Origin of the sequence: Streptomyces sp. NBC_01288 (assembly GCF_035982055.1) — a bacterium.
Taxonomy (GTDB): domain Bacteria; phylum Actinomycetota; class Actinomycetes; order Streptomycetales; family Streptomycetaceae; genus Streptomyces.
Map to the genome: position 1 here is coordinate 9,574,577 of NZ_CP108427.1, position 17,322 is coordinate 9,591,898.

The following is a 17,322-nucleotide window of genomic DNA, read 5'->3' on the forward strand; positions in this document are numbered from 1 at the left end:
AGCGCCCCGTAGCCAAGGAGGAGTTCCGCCATGAACGACACGGTCCGTACCACCGAAGAGGTCGACGTCCTCATCATCGGCTCCGGTCCCGCCGGTGCCACCTACGCCCGGACCATCGGCGACGCACGGCCGTCCGCGCGCATCCTCATGGTCGAGGTCGGCCCCGCGATCCCCGGCCACCGCGGCGAGCACACCCAGAACATGACCGAGTCCGCCCGGTCCGCCGCGCAACTGCTCACCCAGGGACCGGACTTGGGCGTGAAGCGGGCCACGGCACTGGCCGACATCGCGCCGGGCATCGACCCCAGCCTGGAATTCCGGACGGCGCTGCTCCCTGGCCTGTTCCCCCTCGACCCCAGCCCCCGGCTCCCCGACGGCGAGGTCGGCCTGCCGGGGGCGAGCATGGCCAGCGGCGTGGGCGGGATGGGCATCCACTGGGGCACCAGCACCCCACGTCCCCACCAGTCCGAACGCATCCCCTTCGTCCCCGGCGACGAACTCGACGCGGCACTCGACCACGCCGAGCACCTGCTGGGGGTGACCACGTACGAACCGGCCGGTCTGAGCGCGGCGATCCAGAAGGCGATGGCGGAGGAGTTCAACGGGCCGGGCCTCACCCCGGTCACCTCCGGAGCGAGCGCCAGCCACTGGGAGGGCGACACCCTGGTGTTCTCCGGCACCGGTGTGATCCTGGGCGATCTGGAACAGACCGTGCCGGGCTTCGAGTTGCGGGCTGAGACGCTGGCCCGCCGGGTGCTCGTGGCGGACGGGACAGCGGTCGGCGCCGTGCTGGAGGACCGCCGCACGGGGGAGACATACCAGGTAAGGGCGGCCCGTGTCGTGGTCTGCGCCGACGGGCTGCGCACGCCGCAGGTGCTGTTCGCCTCCGGGATCAGGCCGCGCGCGCTCGGCCACCACCTCAACGAGCACTTCCAGATGAACACGTTCGTCACCCTGCACGACGAGTTCGACCCGGCGACCTTCGACCAGGACGGCGGCAGCCTCGGGGGCGCCTCCATCCCGTTCTCCGACGCCCGACCGATGCAGGGCGGCATCGTGACCCTGGCCAACTCGCCCTACAAGCTGCCCTTCGGCGACGAACTGTCGCTCTCCCGGCTCGGTATCGCCGTCTGGTACGGCGCGAAGGACATCCAGTACCGCGACGCCGTCGAGTTCAGCGAGACCGAGACCGACGGCTACGGCATGCCGAAGATGACCATCCGCTACGCCCACACGGACAAGGACCGCGCGACGATCGAGGCCATGTGGGAGAACTCCGTCCGCAGCGCCTCCCGCATCGGCACGGTCCTCGACCAGCCCGAGTTCGCGGTCGGCGGCTCGTCCCTGCACTACCAGGGCACGGTCCGGATGGGAGAGTCCGACGACGGCGAGTCGGTGTGCGACCAGTACCTGCGGGTCTGGGACGTCGACAACCTGTACGTCGGCGGCAACGGCGTCATCCCCACCGCCACGGCGGCCAACCCCACGCTCACCATGGTCGCGCTCGCCTGGCGCGCGGCCGTCCAACTCGCCCAGGAACTCGGTGAGTTGGAGGGGTCGGCCCATGCGACCGCGCGGTAGCGGCACCGGGGTGCGGGCGGCGATCGTCGGCGGCGGCATGGTCGCGGCCATCCACCGGCGCGCGATCCACGCGGCGGGCGGCGTGCTGGCCGGGGTGCTCGGCTCCCGGCCCGAGCGGTCCGCCCAGATCGCCGCCGGCTGGGGAGTCGTCGCCTTCCCCGACCTCGCCGCGCTCTTGGCCGCGGACGTCGACGTGGTCCATGTGTGCACGCCCAACTCGACCCATTCTTCCTACGGGTTGGCCGCGCTCAGAGCGGGCCGGCACCTCGTCTGCGAGAAGCCGATCGCGACCTCCGTGCCGGAGGCGGCGGAACTGGCCTCCGTCGCCTCGGCGGCCGGGCTCGTCGCCACAGTGCCGTTCGTCTACCGGTACCACCCGATCGTCCGCGAACTGCGGGCGCGGGGACTGGCCGGGGAGTTCGGCAACTGGCATCTTCTGCACGGCAGTTACCTCCAGGACTGGATGCTGTCGCCCACCGCCGGGAACTGGCGCGTCCGGGCCGAGGCGGGCGGGCGCTCACGCGCCTTCGCCGATATCGGCTCGCACTGGTGCGACCTGGTGGAGTTCGTCTCCGGCGAACGCTTCGACGTACTCACGGCGTTGACGTCCATCGCCGTCCCGGAGCGGCCCGAGGGCTCGGCGGAGAGCTTCACCACGGCCGCCGACACCACCCGGCTCGTTCCGGTCGCGACCGAGGACACCGCGGTCGTCACCTTGCGGACCGCCACCGGCGTGCCCGCGAACGTGGTGGTGTCGCAGGTCTCCGCCGGGCGGCGCAACCGGCTCTGGTTCGAACTCGACGGCGCGGCGGGTTCCGCCGTCTTCGACCAGGAGAACCCGGAGTCCGCCTGGCTCGGCACGCCGGACGGCGCCACGGTCATCGCGCGCGGGACCGGCACGGTCTCCGCCGACCAGCAGCGGCTGTCGTACCTCCCCGGCGGCCATGCCCAGGGCTACCAGGACTGCTTCGACGCGTTCGTGGCCGACACCTACGCCGCGATCGCCGGGGACAAGCCGCCCGGACTGCCGACCCTGGAGGACGGGCTGCGCACCGCCAGGATCGTCGACGCCGTACTCGACTCGGCGGCGTCCGGGGCCTGGACCCCCATCGAAAGGACACTGCCATGACCACCGGCACGCACTCGGTGACGCTGTTCACCGGTCAATGGGCCGATCTGCCCCTGGAGGAGGTGGCCCGGCTCGCCTCCGAGTGGGGCTACGACGGGCTCGAAGTCGCCTGTTCCGGCGAGCACTTGGACGTATGGCGTGCCGCCGAGGACGACGCCTACCTGCGCGGCCGGCTCGACATCCTCGACAAGTACGGGCTCAAGGTCTGGGCGATCTCCAACCACCTGAAGGGCCAGGCCGTCTGCGACGACCCGATCGACTTCCGGCACCGGGCGATCGTCGGCAGCCGGGTGTGGGGCGACGGGGACGCCGAGGGCGTACGCTGGCGCGCTGCCGAGGAGTTGAAGCTCACGGCGCGGGTCGCCCGCAGGATGGGCGTGGACACCGTCGTCGGCTTCACCGGATCGAAGATCTGGCAGTACGTCGCCATGTTCCCGCCCGTACCGGCCGCCGTCATCGAGGCCGGCTACGAGGACTTCGCCGACCGCTGGAATCCCGTCCTCGACGTGTTCGACGGGGAGGGCGTGAGGTTCGCGCACGAGGTCCACCCCGGCGAGATCGCCTACGACTACTACACCAGCGTACGGGCGCTCGAAGCGATCGGTCACCGGACGGCGTTCGGCTTCAACTGGGACCCGAGCCACATGATGTGGCAGCACATCGACCCGGTCGGCTTCATCACCGACTTCGCCGATCGCATCTACCACGTCGACTGCAAGGACACCCGGATCCGTCCGGTCAACGGCCGTTACGGCGCCCTCGGTTCACACCTGCCGTGGGGTCATGTGCACCGCGGCTGGGACTTCGTCTCGACCGGGCACGGCGACGTGCCGTGGGAGGACTGCTTCCGCGCACTCCGTGCCATCGGCTACGACGGCCCGATCTCCGTCGAGTGGGAGGACGCCGGCATGGACCGGCTCCAGGGCGCCGCGGAAGCGGTGAACTTCGTGCGCTCGCTGCTGTGGAAGCTCCCCGAGGCGGCCTTCGACGCGGCGTTCGGCAATCAGGACTGAGACTCCATGCCCTGTATCCCGCTCAGGACGGTGTCGACGAGGCTGTCGAGGAACTCCGGTGTGGCGGGCTGCCGTACGAGCAGGCGGTAGAGCATCGCTCCGACGAGGGCCTCGGCGGCAGCGGTGGCGGATACCGGCCGTGCCGCGGGCGCCGCGTCCCGCAGACGTGCGGTGAGGGCGTCCTCGGACGCGGCGGTGACATGGTCGTAGAACCTGCGGGCCACGTCGTCGCTCTCGGCCGCCGCGGCGGTGGAGGCGCGGATCAGCGCCGCGCTCTGCGGCTCGGCGAGGTGGTCGGCGAAGCCCTCCAGCCAGTCGCGCAGATCGCGGCGGATGGACCCCGTGTTCGGCATGGGGGTCGTGGCGGGGAAGCCGTAGCCGTCGAGAACGCATTCGGCGACCAGGGCGCTCTTGGACGGATACCAGCGGTAGACGGTCTGCTTGCCCGCGCCGGCGGCGGCCGCGATGCGGTCGATGGACAGCTTGTCGTAGCCGTGGGCCGCGAGCTCGTCGCGGGTCGCTTCGAGGACGGCCCGGCGTACGGCTTCGCTGCGGGTACGGCCGCGTCGCGTGTCGGACATGTTGACGAGAGTAGCTGGCCGCGTATGGTGAACATTCAGCGAGACAAAAAGTCTCGAATTAGGGATCGGGTGAGTGCCGTGGACGGACACGTGCTGGTCATCATCGGGGCCGGCGGCATGGGCGAGGCCGTGGCCCGCCGTCTGGGCCAGGGTCGGACCGTCCTGCTCGCCGACATCGGCGAGCAGACCCTCAAGCGGGCGGAGGCGGTGCTGACCGGTGAGGGTCTCACCGTCGTGACACACGCCGTGGACGTGACCTCGGCCGACTCGGTGGGCGAACTGGCGGTCGTGGCCCGCGACTTGGGGGAAGTCGCGCAGGTCGTGCACACGGCGGGTCTGTCACCGGTGCAGGCTTCGGTCGAGGCGATCCTCGCCGTCGACCTGCTCGGCGTCGCGCTCGTGCTCGACGCGTTCGCGCCGGTGATCGCACCCGGCGGCGCGGGCGTCGTCATCGCCAGCATGGCCGGCCACCTGACCGTCCCCCTCACCCCGGAGCAGGAGCGCGCGCTGGCCACGACACCCTCCGCCGAACTGCTCCAACTGCCTTTCCTCGCACCGGACTTGGTCACCGAAGCGGGCGTGGCGTACGGCATCGCCAAGCGCGCCAACCACCTGCGGGTCATGGCGGCCAGCACGGCGTGGGGGCGGCGCGGGGCGCGGATCAACAGTGTCAGCCCCGGCGTCATCTCCACGGCCATGGGTCAGGCCGAACTCGCCGGTCCGGACGGCGAGTTCATGCGCACGCTGGTCGGCATGTCCGGGACCGGGCGGCTCGGCACCCCCGGCGACATCGCCGGCGCCACCGCCTTCCTGCTGGGCCCGGAGGCGACCTTCATCACCGGTACCGACCTGACCGTCGACGGCGGCGTCATCGCCGCGGCCCGCACGCTCGCACTCTGAACCGAACGAGGAACTGGGCATGATGACGGCCACGGCTACGGCCACGAAGGAACGGGGCGAAGCGGCCCCGGCGCGGCTGAGCCGCAAGAAGACCAACGCCGTCTTCGGCGCGGTGCTGCTCGGCATGCTGATGGCCGCGCTCGACCAGACGATCGTGGGCACGGCGCTGCCGACCATCGTGGGCGACCTCGGCGGCGCGGGCCACCTGTCCTGGGTGGTCACGTCCTATCTGCTCGCCGAGACCGTCATGACCGTGGTCGTCGGCAAGTTCGGCGACCTGTTCGGCCGCAAGCGGATGTTCCAACTGTCCGTGGTCGTCTTCGGCGCCGGCTCGTTCTTCTGCGGGTTCGCCGACAGCATGACCGCGCTCGTGCTGTGGCGCGCGGTGCAAGGGCTCGGCGCCGGCGGGCTGATGGTCACCTCGACCGCGCTGATCGCCGACATCGTGCCGCTGCGCGAACGGGGCAAGTACCAGGGCATCCTCGGCTCCGTCTTCGGCGTGGTGACCGTCGCCGGCCCGATGCTCGGCGGCCTGTTCGTCGACCACCTGTCCTGGCGCTGGTCGTTCTACGTCAACATCCCGCTGGTCGTCGTCGTACTCGCCGTGGCCGCGTCCGCGATGCCCAGCGCACGCGCCGCGCTCAAGCCCGTGGTCGACTACCTCGGCATCCTGCTGATCGGCCTCGCCTCAACGGGCCTGATCCTGGTGACCAGTTGGGGCGGCACGCAGTACGCCTGGGGCTCGCCGACGATCATCGGGATGGCCGTCGGGTCGGTCGTACTCCTTGGGCTGTTCGTGTGGGTGGAGCTGCGGGCGAAGGAACCCATGCTGCCGATGCGACTGTTCCGCAACCCGGTCTTCACCATCGGCGGGCTGCTGAGCTTCGCCGTCGGCTTCGCCATGCTGGGCGCGCTGTCCTATCTGCCGACCTACATGCAGTACGTGCAGGGGGCGACGGCGACGTCCTCGGGCATCCGGCTGCTGCCGATGGTGCTCACCCTGCTGATCGCGTCGATCGTGTCCGGCAGCCTCGTCGGCAGGACCGGGCGGTACAAGATCTTCCCGGTCCTCGGCGCCGTGCTCATCTCCCTCGGGCTGTTCCTGCTCTCCCGCCTCGACGCCGACACAGGTTTCTGGGAGGCGTCGCTCTACATGGCGGTGCTGGGCCTCGGCATCGGGCTCGGCATGCAGGTGCTCGTCATCGCCGTGCAGTCCACGGTGGACTACTCCGACCTGGGTGTGGCGACCTCCGGGGTGAGCTTCTTCCGGTCGATCGGCAGTGCCTTCGGAGCCGCGATCTTCGGGACCATCTACACCGGCCGGCTGTCGATCAACCTGGGCAACGCGCTGGCCGCGCATCCGCTGCCGGCGGGGACCGACCCCCGGGCCGCGGAGGTGCCGGCGCTGCTCCACAAGCTTCCGGCCTCGGTGTCCCGGGGTGTGATCGACGCCTACAGCGATTCGCTTCAGACGGTGTTCCTCGCCGCCGCACCCGTGGGCCTGGTCGCGCTGGTGCTCGCGTTGTTCCTCAAGGAGGTCCCGCTGCGCGACACGTCGAAGGCGGGCGCGGCGGACATCGGTGACGGCTTCGGCATGCCCGAGGCGCGCGATCAGGACCGTGAGCTGGAACGCGCCGTAGCGAAGCTCTTCTTCCGTGAACGCAAGAAGGCCGCGCCCGCCATCATCGCGAGATCCGGGACGGAACTGGATCCCGGCGGCCTGTGGTGCCTGGTCCAGGTCTATCTCCAGGAACGACGCGACGAACCACCCACCCTGACAGCGATCGGCGAGCGGTTCTCCGTCCCGGCCCAGGTGCTCGAACCGGCGTTCACGCACCTGGAGCGGACCGGACACCTACGGCACACGAGCGGGCAGTGGACGCTCACCGACAGCGGCCGCACAGAGTTCGAGAAGCTCGCCACCGCGTGGAAGGACTGGCTGGCCGAGCGGCTCGACGACTGGGGCAGCGGCCCCGAACTGGACGCCGCGATCGGCCGGGTGGCCGGACGCCTGCTCGACCAGGGCGTCGACGACCCGACACGCGCACAGCACGCGCTGACCTGACGACACCCACGATCTCTCCGCCCTGAACCGGGCCGAGTACAGACCCAAGCCCCCTGCGGTCGGTCGCGCAGTCGACCGACCGGGGACCCGCAACCCCGACAGAGGAGATCGACATGCCCATCAACCGCACCGCGATGATCGACTACATGGATGCCCGTATCGCGAAGACCGACGACCCGAAACACCTCGAACTGCTGAACATGCTGCGCGCGCACATGCTGGGCGAGGTCAACCAGGACGTGGACGCGCTCCTCGCGACGATCTCCAAGTCCCGCCAGCAGTACCGCAGTTGGGGCTCCCCGGAGGACATGCAGCCGGCTTCGCGAGAGGCGATCCGGGCGTTCTACATCGAGCGACAGGCCCTGGGCCAGCTGTACTTCCAGTTCGACATCGACCGGCTCACGGTCGCCGACGACATCATCGTCACCGACGGGGTGATGACGTCGCTCTTCCCCGGCGCGACCGTGGTGGGAATGGGCTTGCCGACCCCGCGCCCCGAGACCGTCCACGAGGTGACGATCCGGACGATCATCTCCTGGCCGTTCGACGAGGCCGGTCTGATCGTCGGCGAGGAGAGCTACTCCGTGGTCACCGGCGCCCGCCCGCTCGCCGACGAGGAGATCCCCGCGGACTATCCCGCCGGACTGGTGGGCTGACATGCGCGCCCTGGATCCCGCGGACATGCTCGGAGTCGCCGCGGCACGGCACGGCGACCGCATCGCGCTCGTCTGTCAGGGCCGGACCTTGACCTACGCCGCGCTCGACGCCACCGCGGGCCAGGTCGCGGCAGGACTGACCAGGCAGGGCATCCGGCCCGGCGAGCGGGTGACTCTGTTCTCGGAGAACCGTTGGGAGTGGGTCGCGGCCTACCACGGCATCCTGCGGGCCGGCTGCGTGGTCAACCCGGTCAACGCGATGCTCACCGCACCCGAGTTGGCGGCCATCGTCGAGGACTGCGGCTCGGCGGCGCTCCTCGCCTCGGGACCCTCCACCGAGCGGATCAACTCCACGCTGCCGGACGGCGTCCGGCTCCGGGTGTCGTTCGACGACTCCCCGGCAGGGGTCGTACGGTTCGCCGAACTGCTCGGCGACGGCCCGCCAGGCTGGGACTCCGCCTCCGCCCGCCCCCGGGACCTGTGCGGCATCTCCTACACATCCGGCACGACCGGCCGCCCGAAGGGCGCCATGCAGGCCCGCGAGGCGCTTCTGCTGAACTGGGCCTACACCGCCGCGATGCACGGCCGGTCCGCCGCGGACGTCGTACTGACCGCACTGCCCCTGTCGCACGTCTACGGCAACTGCGCGGTCAACTCGGCGCTGCTGGCCGGAGCGACGGTGGTCCTTGAGCCGCGCTTCGACGCCACGCGCATGCTGGGACTCGTGGCCGAGCACGGCGTCACCATGATCGAGGGCGTGCCGGCCATGTACGCGATGCTGCTGGACGCCCTCGCCACGACGGTCGCCGATTTCACGACGCTGACCCGTTGCACGGTCGGCGGCCAGACCATCTCGGACGCGGTCGTGGAGGCATGGGAGAAGGCGACCGGCGCACCTCTGCTGGAGCTGTGGGGAATGACGGAACTGTCCGGCCTGGCGACGACGCATGCCGCGTACGCTCCGCCGGTCAGGGGCTCCATCGGGGTGGCCTTCCCCGGGACCGAGGTCCGGGTGGCCTCCCTCGACCAGGTCACCACGGACGCGCCCGAGGGCGAGGACGGCGAGCTGATGGTCCGCGGACCGCTGGTCACCCTCGGGTACTACGGCGACGGGACGGCGACCCGCGAGACCATCGAGCCGGACGGCTGGCTGCACACCGGCGACATCGCGCACCGGCACGGCGCGCACTTCTACATCGTCGACCGGCTCAAGGACATGATCCTCACCGGCGGATACAACATCTATCCGGCCGAGATCGAACGGGTCCTCGCCGGGCATCCGGACGTCGCCCTGGTCGGAGTGGGCCGGGTACCCGACCCCAGACTCGGCGAGGTCGCACACGCCTACGTCGTTCCGGCGCAGGGCCGGACTCCGGATCCGGACGCCGTCCTCGCGTTCGCCCGCACCCAGCTGGCCCCGTACAAGCTCCCCAAGGCGATCCATGTCGTAGCGACCCTGCCCACCACGTCGAGCGGCAAGATCAGACGCCGCGACCTCACACCGCCGCCCGACACACCGGGGACCCCGATGACATGACCACGGGACCTCCGTCTGCCCCGGGAGCGGACATGGCGTTCCGGCCTGCCCGGGTACCCTTCCGGGATGACGCAGCGCCCGGTGCCGGACGAACGGCGGCCCCCCAACCAGGGGCCGAAGGCTGCCGCCCGCAACCGCGCCGCTCTGGTCGCCGCCGCCCGGGAGGTCTACGCGGAACACGGCCTGGACGCCCCGTTGTTCGCGATCGCGCGTCGGGCCGGGGTGGGGCAGGGAGTTCTGTACCGGCATTTTCCCGACCGGGCCGCCCTGTCCGCCGCGGTGTTGGAGGAGAACGTGTGCCAGGTCGAAGAGGCGGCCGCCGCGGAAGGCGCGTCTCTCGCCGCTGTGCTGGGAGTGCTGACCTGGCACATGGCGGAATCGGCGGCCTTCATCGGCCTCATGCACGCCGATGGGACAACCGACGGCTCCGAGACCCGCCCGTACGCGTTGGCGTTGTCGGAGCGGGTCGAGCGGGCGCTACGAGGGCACCTGCCGGCCGGTCATCGGCTGGAGACGGCGGACGACCTGATGCTCGCCGTCGCCATGGTCTCGGGTGCCGCCACCGGCCCCGGCCACGAGGAGCGGGAACGCCGGGCGCTGGCGGCCTGGCGGCTGCTCGGTGTCGAGGTGGGACCGGTGCGGCCCTACGAAGGGTGAGCGCGGCAGCGTGGCATCAGCCGCCGTTGGACTGCCGGATGCCCTTTGCCGGCGCGTCGAACGTGTAGAGGTAGCCTCCGGCGGGCCCGCTGACGGTCATGTAGGCCTTGGTGCCGCCGGGCGTGATCGCCACGTTCGTCGCCGAGTCGAGTCCCGTGGCGCCGCGAGGAACCTCGACCGTCGCGAGGCGCTCACCGTACTTGTCGTACACGACCATCGCGGGCCGGCCGTACAGCGCCTGGTAGAGGTTGCCGTCCGCGTCCACGGCGATCGAGTCGGTCTGGGCGAGACCGCCGTCGACGCGGATGGCGGTGTGCCGGGCGGTCACCTTTCCGGTTGCGTCGAGGCGAAGGTAGGAGATCCGGTTCTCCGTGAGCTCGCTGATCCACAGTCCGCGGTAGTCCACGTCGAACGAGATCCCGTTGGTGTCGGCCAGCCCGTCGGCCAGCACGCTGGTCTTCTTGCCGTCGCGGTCGATCCGGACCGCGCGGCCTTTCGCCGCACCGCCGGACGAGTCGCCCCCCGAGTCGCTGACGTACAGGTTGCCCTCCTTGTCGAAGGCGATGTCGTCGGGGTTCATCCGCGCGCCGTCCACCTCTCCGGAGAAGAAGGTCCGCGGATCACCGCCGTCCGCGGCCAGGCTCACGATCTCGCCGTGGGCGTAGTCCGTCAGATAGAGCCGTCCGTCGTACGGGCTGAACTGCGCGGAGGTGTAGGCCCCCCGGTCGTCAGTGTGGACCGATCGCGAGGTCTTCCTCCCGACGTCGACCCGGATCACCTTCGGCTCGCCCGCGGGCGCGGTGACGTCGACGACGAGCAGGGTGCCGTCCGCGTCGAAGGTCGGGCCCTCCAACAGGGTCATCCCGGTCTCGGCGTGCACCTTGGTCAGCTGCATGAGCTGCTGGGCGCGGATGGTCCTGCCCGCTCCGACGGAGCCGGCGCTGTCACCGGGGTCGCCCGTGGCCGTACCGCATCCGGTGAGGGCCAGCGTGCCGAACACGGCGAGTAAGGCAAGGGGGCGGATCGGAATTCGTCGCATGGGGGAGTGCTCCAGCCATCCAACCGGACACTGTTGTCCGGTTCTTGTTACGGTAGTCGATAGCCGCTCCCATCAGTACAGGTGGCGGCGCAAGTCAGCCGACCGACAGGATCGGGGTCCCCCACATGACACCCCCTCAAGTACCGTCCACCGCTGAGCTCGCCGCGCTGAGGCAGCGTTACCGCCTCGAACGAGAGCGACGGGTACGACCCGACGGAGCCCGCCAATACCGGGCCACCGACGCCGAGTTCGGCTACTACGCCGCGGATCCCTACGTGGACGAGGTGACCGAGCGCGAGCCGCTGCGCGACGCCGTCGACGTCGCTGTGATCGGCGGCGGTTTCGGCGGCATCCTCGCCGGGGCGCGGCTGCGGCAGCAGGGCCTGGAGCGCGTCCGGATCGTGGAGAAGGGGGGCGACTTCGGGGGCACCTGGTACTGGAACCGGTACCCCGGTATCCACTGCGACATCGAATCCCACGTGTACCTGCCGATGCTCGACGAGACCGGATACGTGCCGGAGTGGAAGTACGCCCCCGGCGAGGAGATCCGCCGCCACGCGGTGCGGATCGCGCGGACGTTCCGCCTCTGCTCGGACGCCCTGTTCTCCACCTCGGTCACCTCGCTCACCTGGGACGAGGCAGGTGGGACGTGGATCGTGGCCACCGATCGGGGCGATGCGTTCCGGGCCACCTATGTGGTCACCGCCACCGGCACGCTCTCCGAACCGAAGCTCCCCGGGATACCGGGCATCGAGGACTTCGAGGGCCACACCTTCCACACCTCGCGGTGGGACTACGCCTACACCGGCGGCGGCCCGGACGGCGGCATGACCGGCCTCTCCCGGAAACGGGTGGGCATCGTCGGCACCGGCGCCACCGGCGTCCAGGTCATCCCGATGCTGGCCGAGGACGCCGGACACGTCTACGTCTTCCAGCGCACACCCTCCACCGTGGATGTGCGCGCCAACTGCCGTACCACCGCTAGGGACGTGGGTGCCGACCACGACGGCTGGGCACGCGAGCGACGCGAGAACCATCTCCGCATCGTCTCCGGCGAGACCGCCGACCAGGATCTCGTGGCGGACCGCTGGACCATGTCGGCGGGCCTCCTGGAGAAGCTCCTGACGAGCTTCCGCCGTCAAGGCGACCGCCAGGACTTCGAAGCCGCCTACGAGGCCGCCGACGCCGCCAAGATGAACGAGCTCCGCGCCCGTGTCGAGCAGATCGTCATCGACCCGGACACGGCGGAGAAGCTCAAGCCCTGGTACCGGTACGCCTGCAAGCGCCCCACCTTCTCCGACCGGTACTACCCGGCGTTCAACTGGGCCGACGTTACCCTGGTCGACACCGCGGACACCCACGGCATCGAGCGCGTCACCCCACATGGCGTCGTGGTCGGCGACACCACGTACGAACTTGACTGCCTGATCTTCGCCACGGGATTCTCCGTCGGAACCTCCGGCATCCACTCCGGCACACTCCCCGTCCACGGCCGCGGCGGCACTCAACTCCTGCACATATGGGCGCAACAGGGTCCGCGCACGCTGCACGGCTTCACCAGCAACGGCTTCCCGAACCTGATCCAGCTGGGCACCCTGCACAACGCCGTCAGCGTCAACTTCACGCACATCCTGGACGAGCAGGCCGTTCACACCGCCGCCCTCGTCGCCGCCGCCGAGGCGAAGGGCGCCCTCATCGAACCGTCCCGCGCGGCCGAGGACGCCTGGATCGCCACGCTCGCCGAGGACGCCCCCGACCACGAGTGGTTCCACGCGGAATGCACCCCCGGCTACTACAACCGTGAAGGACGCGGCCGGCCGAACGACTCACCCGCCTACCCCCACAGCGCGGTCGCCTTCCATGAACTTCTGAAACACTGGCGCGAGCATTCGATGGACGAGATCCTTCAGGCCAGGCCCCTCACGCAGGTCTGACGCCTCTGCGTCGGTCGACGAGTGCGAGGGTGTGCAGGCGGGCGACGCCGAGCATGGGGTGGCGGACGCAGTCCTCTTCGGAGGGCAGTCGCGGAGGAACTTCCACCTCTTCAGGTGGGCGAAGGTGTGCTCGACGCGGGCGCGGACTCTGCGGTGCGAGGCGTTGTGTTCCTCTTTCCTCGCCGGGAGTTCGGCCGGTTGATGGGATACCGGTAGTTCTCCTGCACGCCGCGCGTCTCTTCCGGCAACGCGGCACCGACGGCCGAACTCATGTGGCCGCCCGGTGGCCGGACGCCTGTGGACTGCGTGAGCGGAACCCGTCTGTCAGCTGACGGACACTCGGGCGCAACCTTCCGGTGTTTTGGCGTGTCCACGTTGTGTGCTGACGATACGTAGAACATGGCGGACAGCGGCGGCCGCCGCTTTCGCGACCGCCGTCATGGCAGTTGCGACCCCGGCCGCCCACGCCGCCGGAACGACACTCGTCCTGGACACCCAGGAGAACTACTACCTCCCCACCGAGGGCGAGGGCCCGAACCTGAACCTCGGCATCACAGCCTCGGGCGGGGACGCCCATGACGTCTCGGTCACGGTCGACGCGTCGTCCCTCGCCGGGAAGGCGACGATGGTGGTCACGGGGGACTGCGTGAACACCGGCACCCTGAAGCTGAGGTGCGACGTGGGACCACTGTCGGGCAAGGAGTCGATCGACCCCTTCTTCCTGAAGCCCACCACTGCCGCCAAGGCGGGCGACACCGGTGCCATCACCTACACCGCCACCGCCTCCGACGCGGCCACCGTGACGGGGAAGACGGACGTCCTGGTCGGCGGGCCCAAGCTCGTCGCCCGGGCCTACCCGGCGCTGAAGGGCATCGCACCCGGCGCCGTCTTCGAGCGCACCCCGGCCTTCGCCAACACCGGCACAGCCCCCGCCGACAAGGGCGTCATGCTCTGGGTGCAGGACTCGGACGGCGTCTCGCTCGCCCGTGACCACTCCAACTGCCACTACTCGGACCAGTCCGACGTCGGCACCTGGTGCCGGTTCGACACCCCGGTCGCGCCCGGCGCGGCCTACGAGACGGACACGCCGCTGCGCTACACCGCCTCCAAGGACACGATGTACGGCTACAACACCTACGTCGTGTGGCCGGTCGGCGGCACCGCGCCCGATTCCTTCGACCCGTCCGACTTCCCCGGGACCGGCACCGGTACGCCGCTCGGCCTGAAGTCCATCGTCTCCGGCTCCGGATTCACCGGCTCCGGGTACGGCACCTTCGCCACCACCCAGCACGCCGACTACCAGGCGCTCGGTGACACGGTCGAGGGCAAGGTCGGCCAGACGGTGAGCATCACCGTGGGCGTGCGGAACAACGGGCCGGGCCGGATGGACTTCCTGTGGATGGACACCGACAACTCCGGCACGTTCGTGGTGACCCCGCCCGCCGGCACCACCATCACCGGCGCCCCCGGCCCCGGCGAGCAGGGCGACCCCGGGCCACAGTGGACCTGCACACCGGGCAAGGCCGGCGCGAAAAGCTACACCTGCGACATCGCCAGCACGGACTTCCGGCCCGGCAACTCCGTGACCCAGGAGTTCACGGTGCGGATCGACAAGGTCGTCCCCGACGCGCAGGGCAGCGTACGGGCGGTGGAGAACCCCGAGTACCCCAACCGTGACGACGACGCGGCGAACGACACCACGGCGATCACGGTGAAGGCCACAGGCTCGGCGACGTCCAGCCCCTCGCCCAGCGCCTCCGCGTCCCCGTCGGCCACGGCCACGGCCACCGCGAGCCCGTCCGGCTCCGGGGCCGGAACCAGCGGCGGGACGACGACCGGCGGTGGGCTCGCCGCCACGGGCGCGGACGGAGTCCTGCTCCGGGCGGGCACCGCCGTCCTGCTGGTGACGGGCGGCGCGCTGGTGTTCCTGGCGGCGCGGAGGTCACGGCAGCAGGGCAGCCGCTGACGCCGCCGCCCCGGCGTGGCAGGGCGTCAGCGCCCGAGGAGATACTCCGTCACCTCGCGAACCGCATTTCGAAGGTAGCCAGGGTGGGGAGCAGAACAGGTACTTCTCGTCGGCGTTCTGGGCGTCGGGACCATCCTCGCGGGTGCGGGGATGGTCCCTGGAACGTCACGCCGGTCGCCGACCAGGTGCAGTACTCCCCGCACGCGCAGCCGGACGATGTTCCGTGGCTGGATGCCCTCTCCCGCAGCCTCGGAACTCAGCGCTGAATGATAAGAACGCGCTGGTCAGGGGCTGTACCGCCGTCTCCTTGTACTTCACGTTCATGGGGTCGGGTCGGTGAAGCCCAGGACGGTCTCGCCGGGGGCAGCTCCTGCCGGCGCGGGTTTCCAGCGGCGGCATCGGTGCTCAGGCCGGCCGACACCACGAGCGACCGGTGTGTCTCGGAGAGACGGAGCGCGGTCCGCACAGAACGCCGGGTGCCTCGCCGGTGCGACAAGCAGTCATGGCGCGGGGGCCGCACCTTCCGCGTCCGCGGACACCTGCGTCGGCCCGCTGCGCCGGTCACTGGCGACCTCGGCCGCAGCCACCCGCTCCAGCGGCCCGGCGGCGATCTGCACCCTGCCACGCTCGGCCGGCAACAGCGTCCGACGCGGCACCGTGTCCAGCCACGCGTCGCTGTTTCGCACGTGATCGCGGAGCGCTTCCCGGCCAGCCTTTGTGCCTCAGGTTCGCCCGCACCGAAGCAACCGACCAAGTCAACATCCGGCCGCTTCCCGGCTGTTAGGCCCATCACCGCGACGCCGGCCGGGACACCCCCACCGCGACGACTCGTCCGGCGGAGATCTCTCCCCCCGTGCACATCGCCCCGTCTCGGGGGTGTTCGAAGTGGATAGACTCAGGTTTCCGGGGCGCCACTACCCGGAGTCACCGGACCGGCCGTCGCCCGACTCGGACCGGAAGACGAGACCGGAAGACGAGACCGGAAGACGAGGCCGCTACGAGCCCGGCGTCTCATCGGATCGGACAGCGCCACGGGATCGTATGCCGCCACCGCACGGTGTCGCGCGAGGGCATCTGCACCGCACGGCACCACCAGCTGTATGCCACCACCTAGCACTTTCTAATTTCGCGAAATTTTCTGTCACGATAGGACCAGGCGCATGCCCGGTCAACGGGGATGTCGTCGCGGACCTGGCAGTCGGGTGCTGCCGGAGCGCTGGAAGGGAGCTGGGATGGCTGCAACGGAGTCACCGCGGACCACGATCGCGGACATCGCGCAGGCGGCGGGAGTGTCGTCGCCGACGGTGTCCAAGGTCCTGAACGGGCGGCAGGGCGTTTCGTCGGTCACCCGCGAGCGGGTGACCGAGCTGCTGCGCGAGCACGGCTACGCACCGCGCCGTTCGGGTGGCCGGCTCACCGGGGTGATCGAACTTGTTCTCAGCGAACTCGACAGCCCGTGGTCGGCGAGCCTGATCCAGGCCATGGAAGCCGCTGTGTACGCCGAGGGGCTGGCGCTGGTGCTGTCCCGGCTGCGCCCGGGCAAGGAGGAGGAATGGCTGGACCATGTAGCGTCCCGCAATCCCGACGGCGTGGTGTTCGGCGTGGTGGAGACCACGGCTGAGCAGCGCAGACGGCTGCGTGAGCTGATGGTGGCGTTCGTGGCCGTCGATCCCGAGGGAAACCAGAAGGCCGAGGTCCCCACCGTCGGGCTCACCCACTGGCGGGGAGCGCACGCCGCGACCGAGCACCTCATCGCGCTGGGTCACCAGCGGATCGCGACCATCGGCGGACCGCTGCGCCTGCTGTGCAGTCGGGCCCGCGCCGACGGGTTCCGCGCGGCGGCGACAGCCGCGGGTCTGGACATACCGCCGGAGTACGTCGTGCACACCGAGTTCGGCCACGCGCCCGGCCGGGACGCGGCGGCCGAGCTGCTGGCCCTGCCCGTCCCGCCGACCGCGATCTTCGCGGCCTCCGACGAGCAGGCACTCGGCGTGTACGAGGCGGCTCGGCGTAGGGGCCTGCGCGTACCCGACGACGTGAGTGTGGTCGGCTTCAACGACGCACCCGTCGCGAGCTGGGCGTCTCCTCCGCTGACCACGGTCCGGGAGCCCATCGACGACCTGGCCAGGCAGGCCGTGCAGCTGCTCGGCAGGCTCATAGCGGGCCAGGCCGCCGGTCCGGGGGTCGAACTGGCGACGGAGCTGGTCGTCCGGGAGAGCACCGCCGCCCCTTCCCAAGGTCATCACTGAACACAAGGAAGAAAC

Annotated in this window: 14 protein-coding genes and 1 pseudogene; 11 read left to right on the plus strand and 4 right to left on the minus strand. The window is 70.4% G+C overall.

What is annotated here, in order from left to right; translation table 11 throughout:
* Positions 1 to 30 precede the first annotated feature (30 nt).
* From OG194_RS43035 to OG194_RS43045, 3 genes are read left to right on the plus strand one after another with little or no spacing between them, the layout of a single operon-like run.
* A complete protein-coding gene (locus OG194_RS43035) occupies positions 31 to 1,581 on the plus strand; it encodes a GMC oxidoreductase (protein ID WP_327406148.1) in 1,551 nt (516 codons plus the stop codon).
* Positions 1,565 to 2,710 (plus strand): Gfo/Idh/MocA family protein, encoded by a 1,146-nt coding sequence (locus OG194_RS43040; RefSeq protein WP_327406149.1) that lies wholly within the window; start codon positions 1,565 to 1,567, stop codon positions 2,708 to 2,710. The genes OG194_RS43035 and OG194_RS43040 overlap by 17 nt, the downstream gene beginning before the upstream one ends.
* Complete coding sequence (locus tag OG194_RS43045; RefSeq protein ID WP_327406150.1) at positions 2,707 to 3,723, plus strand: sugar phosphate isomerase/epimerase family protein; 1,017 nt, start codon at positions 2,707 to 2,709, stop codon at positions 3,721 to 3,723. The genes OG194_RS43040 and OG194_RS43045 overlap by 4 nt, the downstream gene beginning before the upstream one ends.
* On the opposite strand, the gene OG194_RS43050 is transcribed toward OG194_RS43045, so the two are convergent.
* Positions 3,714 to 4,304 carry a TetR/AcrR family transcriptional regulator gene (locus OG194_RS43050; protein WP_327406151.1) on the minus strand — a complete coding sequence of 197 codons (591 nt, stop codon included), beginning with the start codon at positions 4,302 to 4,304 and terminating at the stop codon, positions 3,714 to 3,716. The genes OG194_RS43045 and OG194_RS43050 overlap by 10 nt on opposite strands.
* A gap of 78 nt (positions 4,305 to 4,382) precedes the next feature.
* Between OG194_RS43050 and OG194_RS43055 the strand changes: the two genes are divergently transcribed.
* The 5 genes from OG194_RS43055 to OG194_RS43075 all read left to right on the plus strand — a co-directional run bounded on the left by OG194_RS43055 (position 4,383) and on the right by OG194_RS43075 (position 10,119).
* A complete protein-coding gene (locus tag OG194_RS43055; protein WP_327406152.1) occupies positions 4,383 to 5,204 on the plus strand; it encodes an SDR family oxidoreductase in 822 nt (273 codons plus the stop codon).
* A 19-nt stretch (positions 5,205 to 5,223) separates the two neighbouring features.
* Entirely contained in the window at positions 5,224 to 7,269 is a 2,046-nt protein-coding gene (locus OG194_RS43060) for an MDR family MFS transporter (RefSeq protein ID WP_327406153.1), read from the plus strand.
* A gap of 113 nt (positions 7,270 to 7,382) precedes the next feature.
* Positions 7,383 to 7,925 (plus strand): hypothetical protein, encoded by a 543-nt coding sequence (locus OG194_RS43065; protein ID WP_327406154.1) that lies wholly within the window; start codon positions 7,383 to 7,385, stop codon positions 7,923 to 7,925.
* A gap of 1 nt (position 7,926) precedes the next feature.
* Entirely contained in the window at positions 7,927 to 9,462 is a 1,536-nt protein-coding gene (locus OG194_RS43070; protein ID WP_327406155.1) for a class I adenylate-forming enzyme family protein, read from the plus strand.
* Between the two features lie 66 nt (positions 9,463 to 9,528).
* The gene (locus OG194_RS43075; protein ID WP_327406156.1) at positions 9,529 to 10,119 is read left to right on the plus strand and encodes a TetR/AcrR family transcriptional regulator; all 591 of its coding nucleotides are present in this window, start codon (positions 9,529 to 9,531) and stop codon (positions 10,117 to 10,119) included.
* 16 nt (positions 10,120 to 10,135) lie between these two features.
* On the opposite strand, the gene OG194_RS43080 is transcribed toward OG194_RS43075, so the two are convergent.
* Complete coding sequence (locus tag OG194_RS43080) at positions 10,136 to 11,158, minus strand: SMP-30/gluconolactonase/LRE family protein (RefSeq protein WP_327406157.1); 1,023 nt, start codon at positions 11,156 to 11,158, stop codon at positions 10,136 to 10,138.
* A 125-nt stretch (positions 11,159 to 11,283) separates the two neighbouring features.
* Here OG194_RS43080 and OG194_RS43085 point away from each other — a divergent pair, with 125 nt between their 5' ends.
* Positions 11,284 to 13,092 (plus strand): flavin-containing monooxygenase, encoded by a 1,809-nt coding sequence (locus OG194_RS43085; RefSeq protein ID WP_327406158.1) that lies wholly within the window; start codon positions 11,284 to 11,286, stop codon positions 13,090 to 13,092.
* Here the strand turns inward: OG194_RS43085 and OG194_RS43090 are convergent.
* Positions 13,079 to 13,287: pseudogene (locus OG194_RS43090) on the minus strand (IS5/IS1182 family transposase); the annotation flags it as partial. The gene OG194_RS43085 and the pseudogene OG194_RS43090 sit on opposite strands and share 14 nt — an antisense overlap.
* Positions 13,288 to 13,531: 244 nt before the next feature.
* Here OG194_RS43090 and OG194_RS43095 point away from each other — a divergent pair.
* The gene (locus tag OG194_RS43095; RefSeq protein ID WP_327406159.1) at positions 13,532 to 15,058 is read left to right on the plus strand and encodes a hypothetical protein; all 1,527 of its coding nucleotides are present in this window, start codon (positions 13,532 to 13,534) and stop codon (positions 15,056 to 15,058) included.
* A 500-nt stretch (positions 15,059 to 15,558) separates the two neighbouring features.
* On the opposite strand, the gene OG194_RS43100 is transcribed toward OG194_RS43095, so the two are convergent.
* On the minus strand, positions 15,559 to 15,744 hold the full coding sequence (locus OG194_RS43100) for a hypothetical protein (RefSeq protein WP_327406160.1): 186 nt from the start codon (positions 15,742 to 15,744) through the stop codon (positions 15,559 to 15,561).
* A 546-nt stretch (positions 15,745 to 16,290) separates the two neighbouring features.
* Between OG194_RS43100 and OG194_RS43105 the strand changes: the two genes are divergently transcribed.
* Positions 16,291 to 17,307, plus strand: a complete 1,017-nt coding sequence (locus OG194_RS43105) for a LacI family DNA-binding transcriptional regulator (protein WP_327406161.1) — start codon at positions 16,291 to 16,293, stop codon at positions 17,305 to 17,307.
* Positions 17,308 to 17,322 lie beyond the last annotated feature (15 nt).

Excerpts from the sequence above, each read along its gene's own strand:
- OG194_RS43105 (WP_327406161.1), top strand. The coding sequence starts at position 16,291 with ATGGCTGCAACGGAGTCACCGCGGACCACGATCGCGGACATCGCGCAG.
- OG194_RS43085 (WP_327406158.1), top strand. The coding sequence starts at position 11,284 with ATGACACCCCCTCAAGTACCGTCCACCGCTGAGCTCGCCGCGCTGAGG.
- OG194_RS43070 (WP_327406155.1), top strand. The coding sequence starts at position 7,927 with ATGCGCGCCCTGGATCCCGCGGACATGCTCGGAGTCGCCGCGGCACGG.
- OG194_RS43060 (WP_327406153.1), top strand. The coding sequence starts at position 5,224 with ATGATGACGGCCACGGCTACGGCCACGAAGGAACGGGGCGAAGCGGCC.
- OG194_RS43075 (WP_327406156.1), top strand. The coding sequence starts at position 9,529 with ATGACGCAGCGCCCGGTGCCGGACGAACGGCGGCCCCCCAACCAGGGG.
- OG194_RS43035 (WP_327406148.1), top strand. The coding sequence starts at position 31 with ATGAACGACACGGTCCGTACCACCGAAGAGGTCGACGTCCTCATCATC.
- OG194_RS43050 (WP_327406151.1), bottom strand. The coding sequence starts at position 4,304 with ATGTCCGACACGCGACGCGGCCGTACCCGCAGCGAAGCCGTACGCCGG.
- OG194_RS43065 (WP_327406154.1), top strand. The coding sequence starts at position 7,383 with ATGCCCATCAACCGCACCGCGATGATCGACTACATGGATGCCCGTATC.
- OG194_RS43045 (WP_327406150.1), top strand. The coding sequence starts at position 2,707 with ATGACCACCGGCACGCACTCGGTGACGCTGTTCACCGGTCAATGGGCC.
- OG194_RS43095 (WP_327406159.1), top strand. The coding sequence starts at position 13,532 with ATGGCAGTTGCGACCCCGGCCGCCCACGCCGCCGGAACGACACTCGTC.
- OG194_RS43080 (WP_327406157.1), bottom strand. The coding sequence starts at position 11,158 with ATGCGACGAATTCCGATCCGCCCCCTTGCCTTACTCGCCGTGTTCGGC.
- OG194_RS43040 (WP_327406149.1), top strand. The coding sequence starts at position 1,565 with ATGCGACCGCGCGGTAGCGGCACCGGGGTGCGGGCGGCGATCGTCGGC.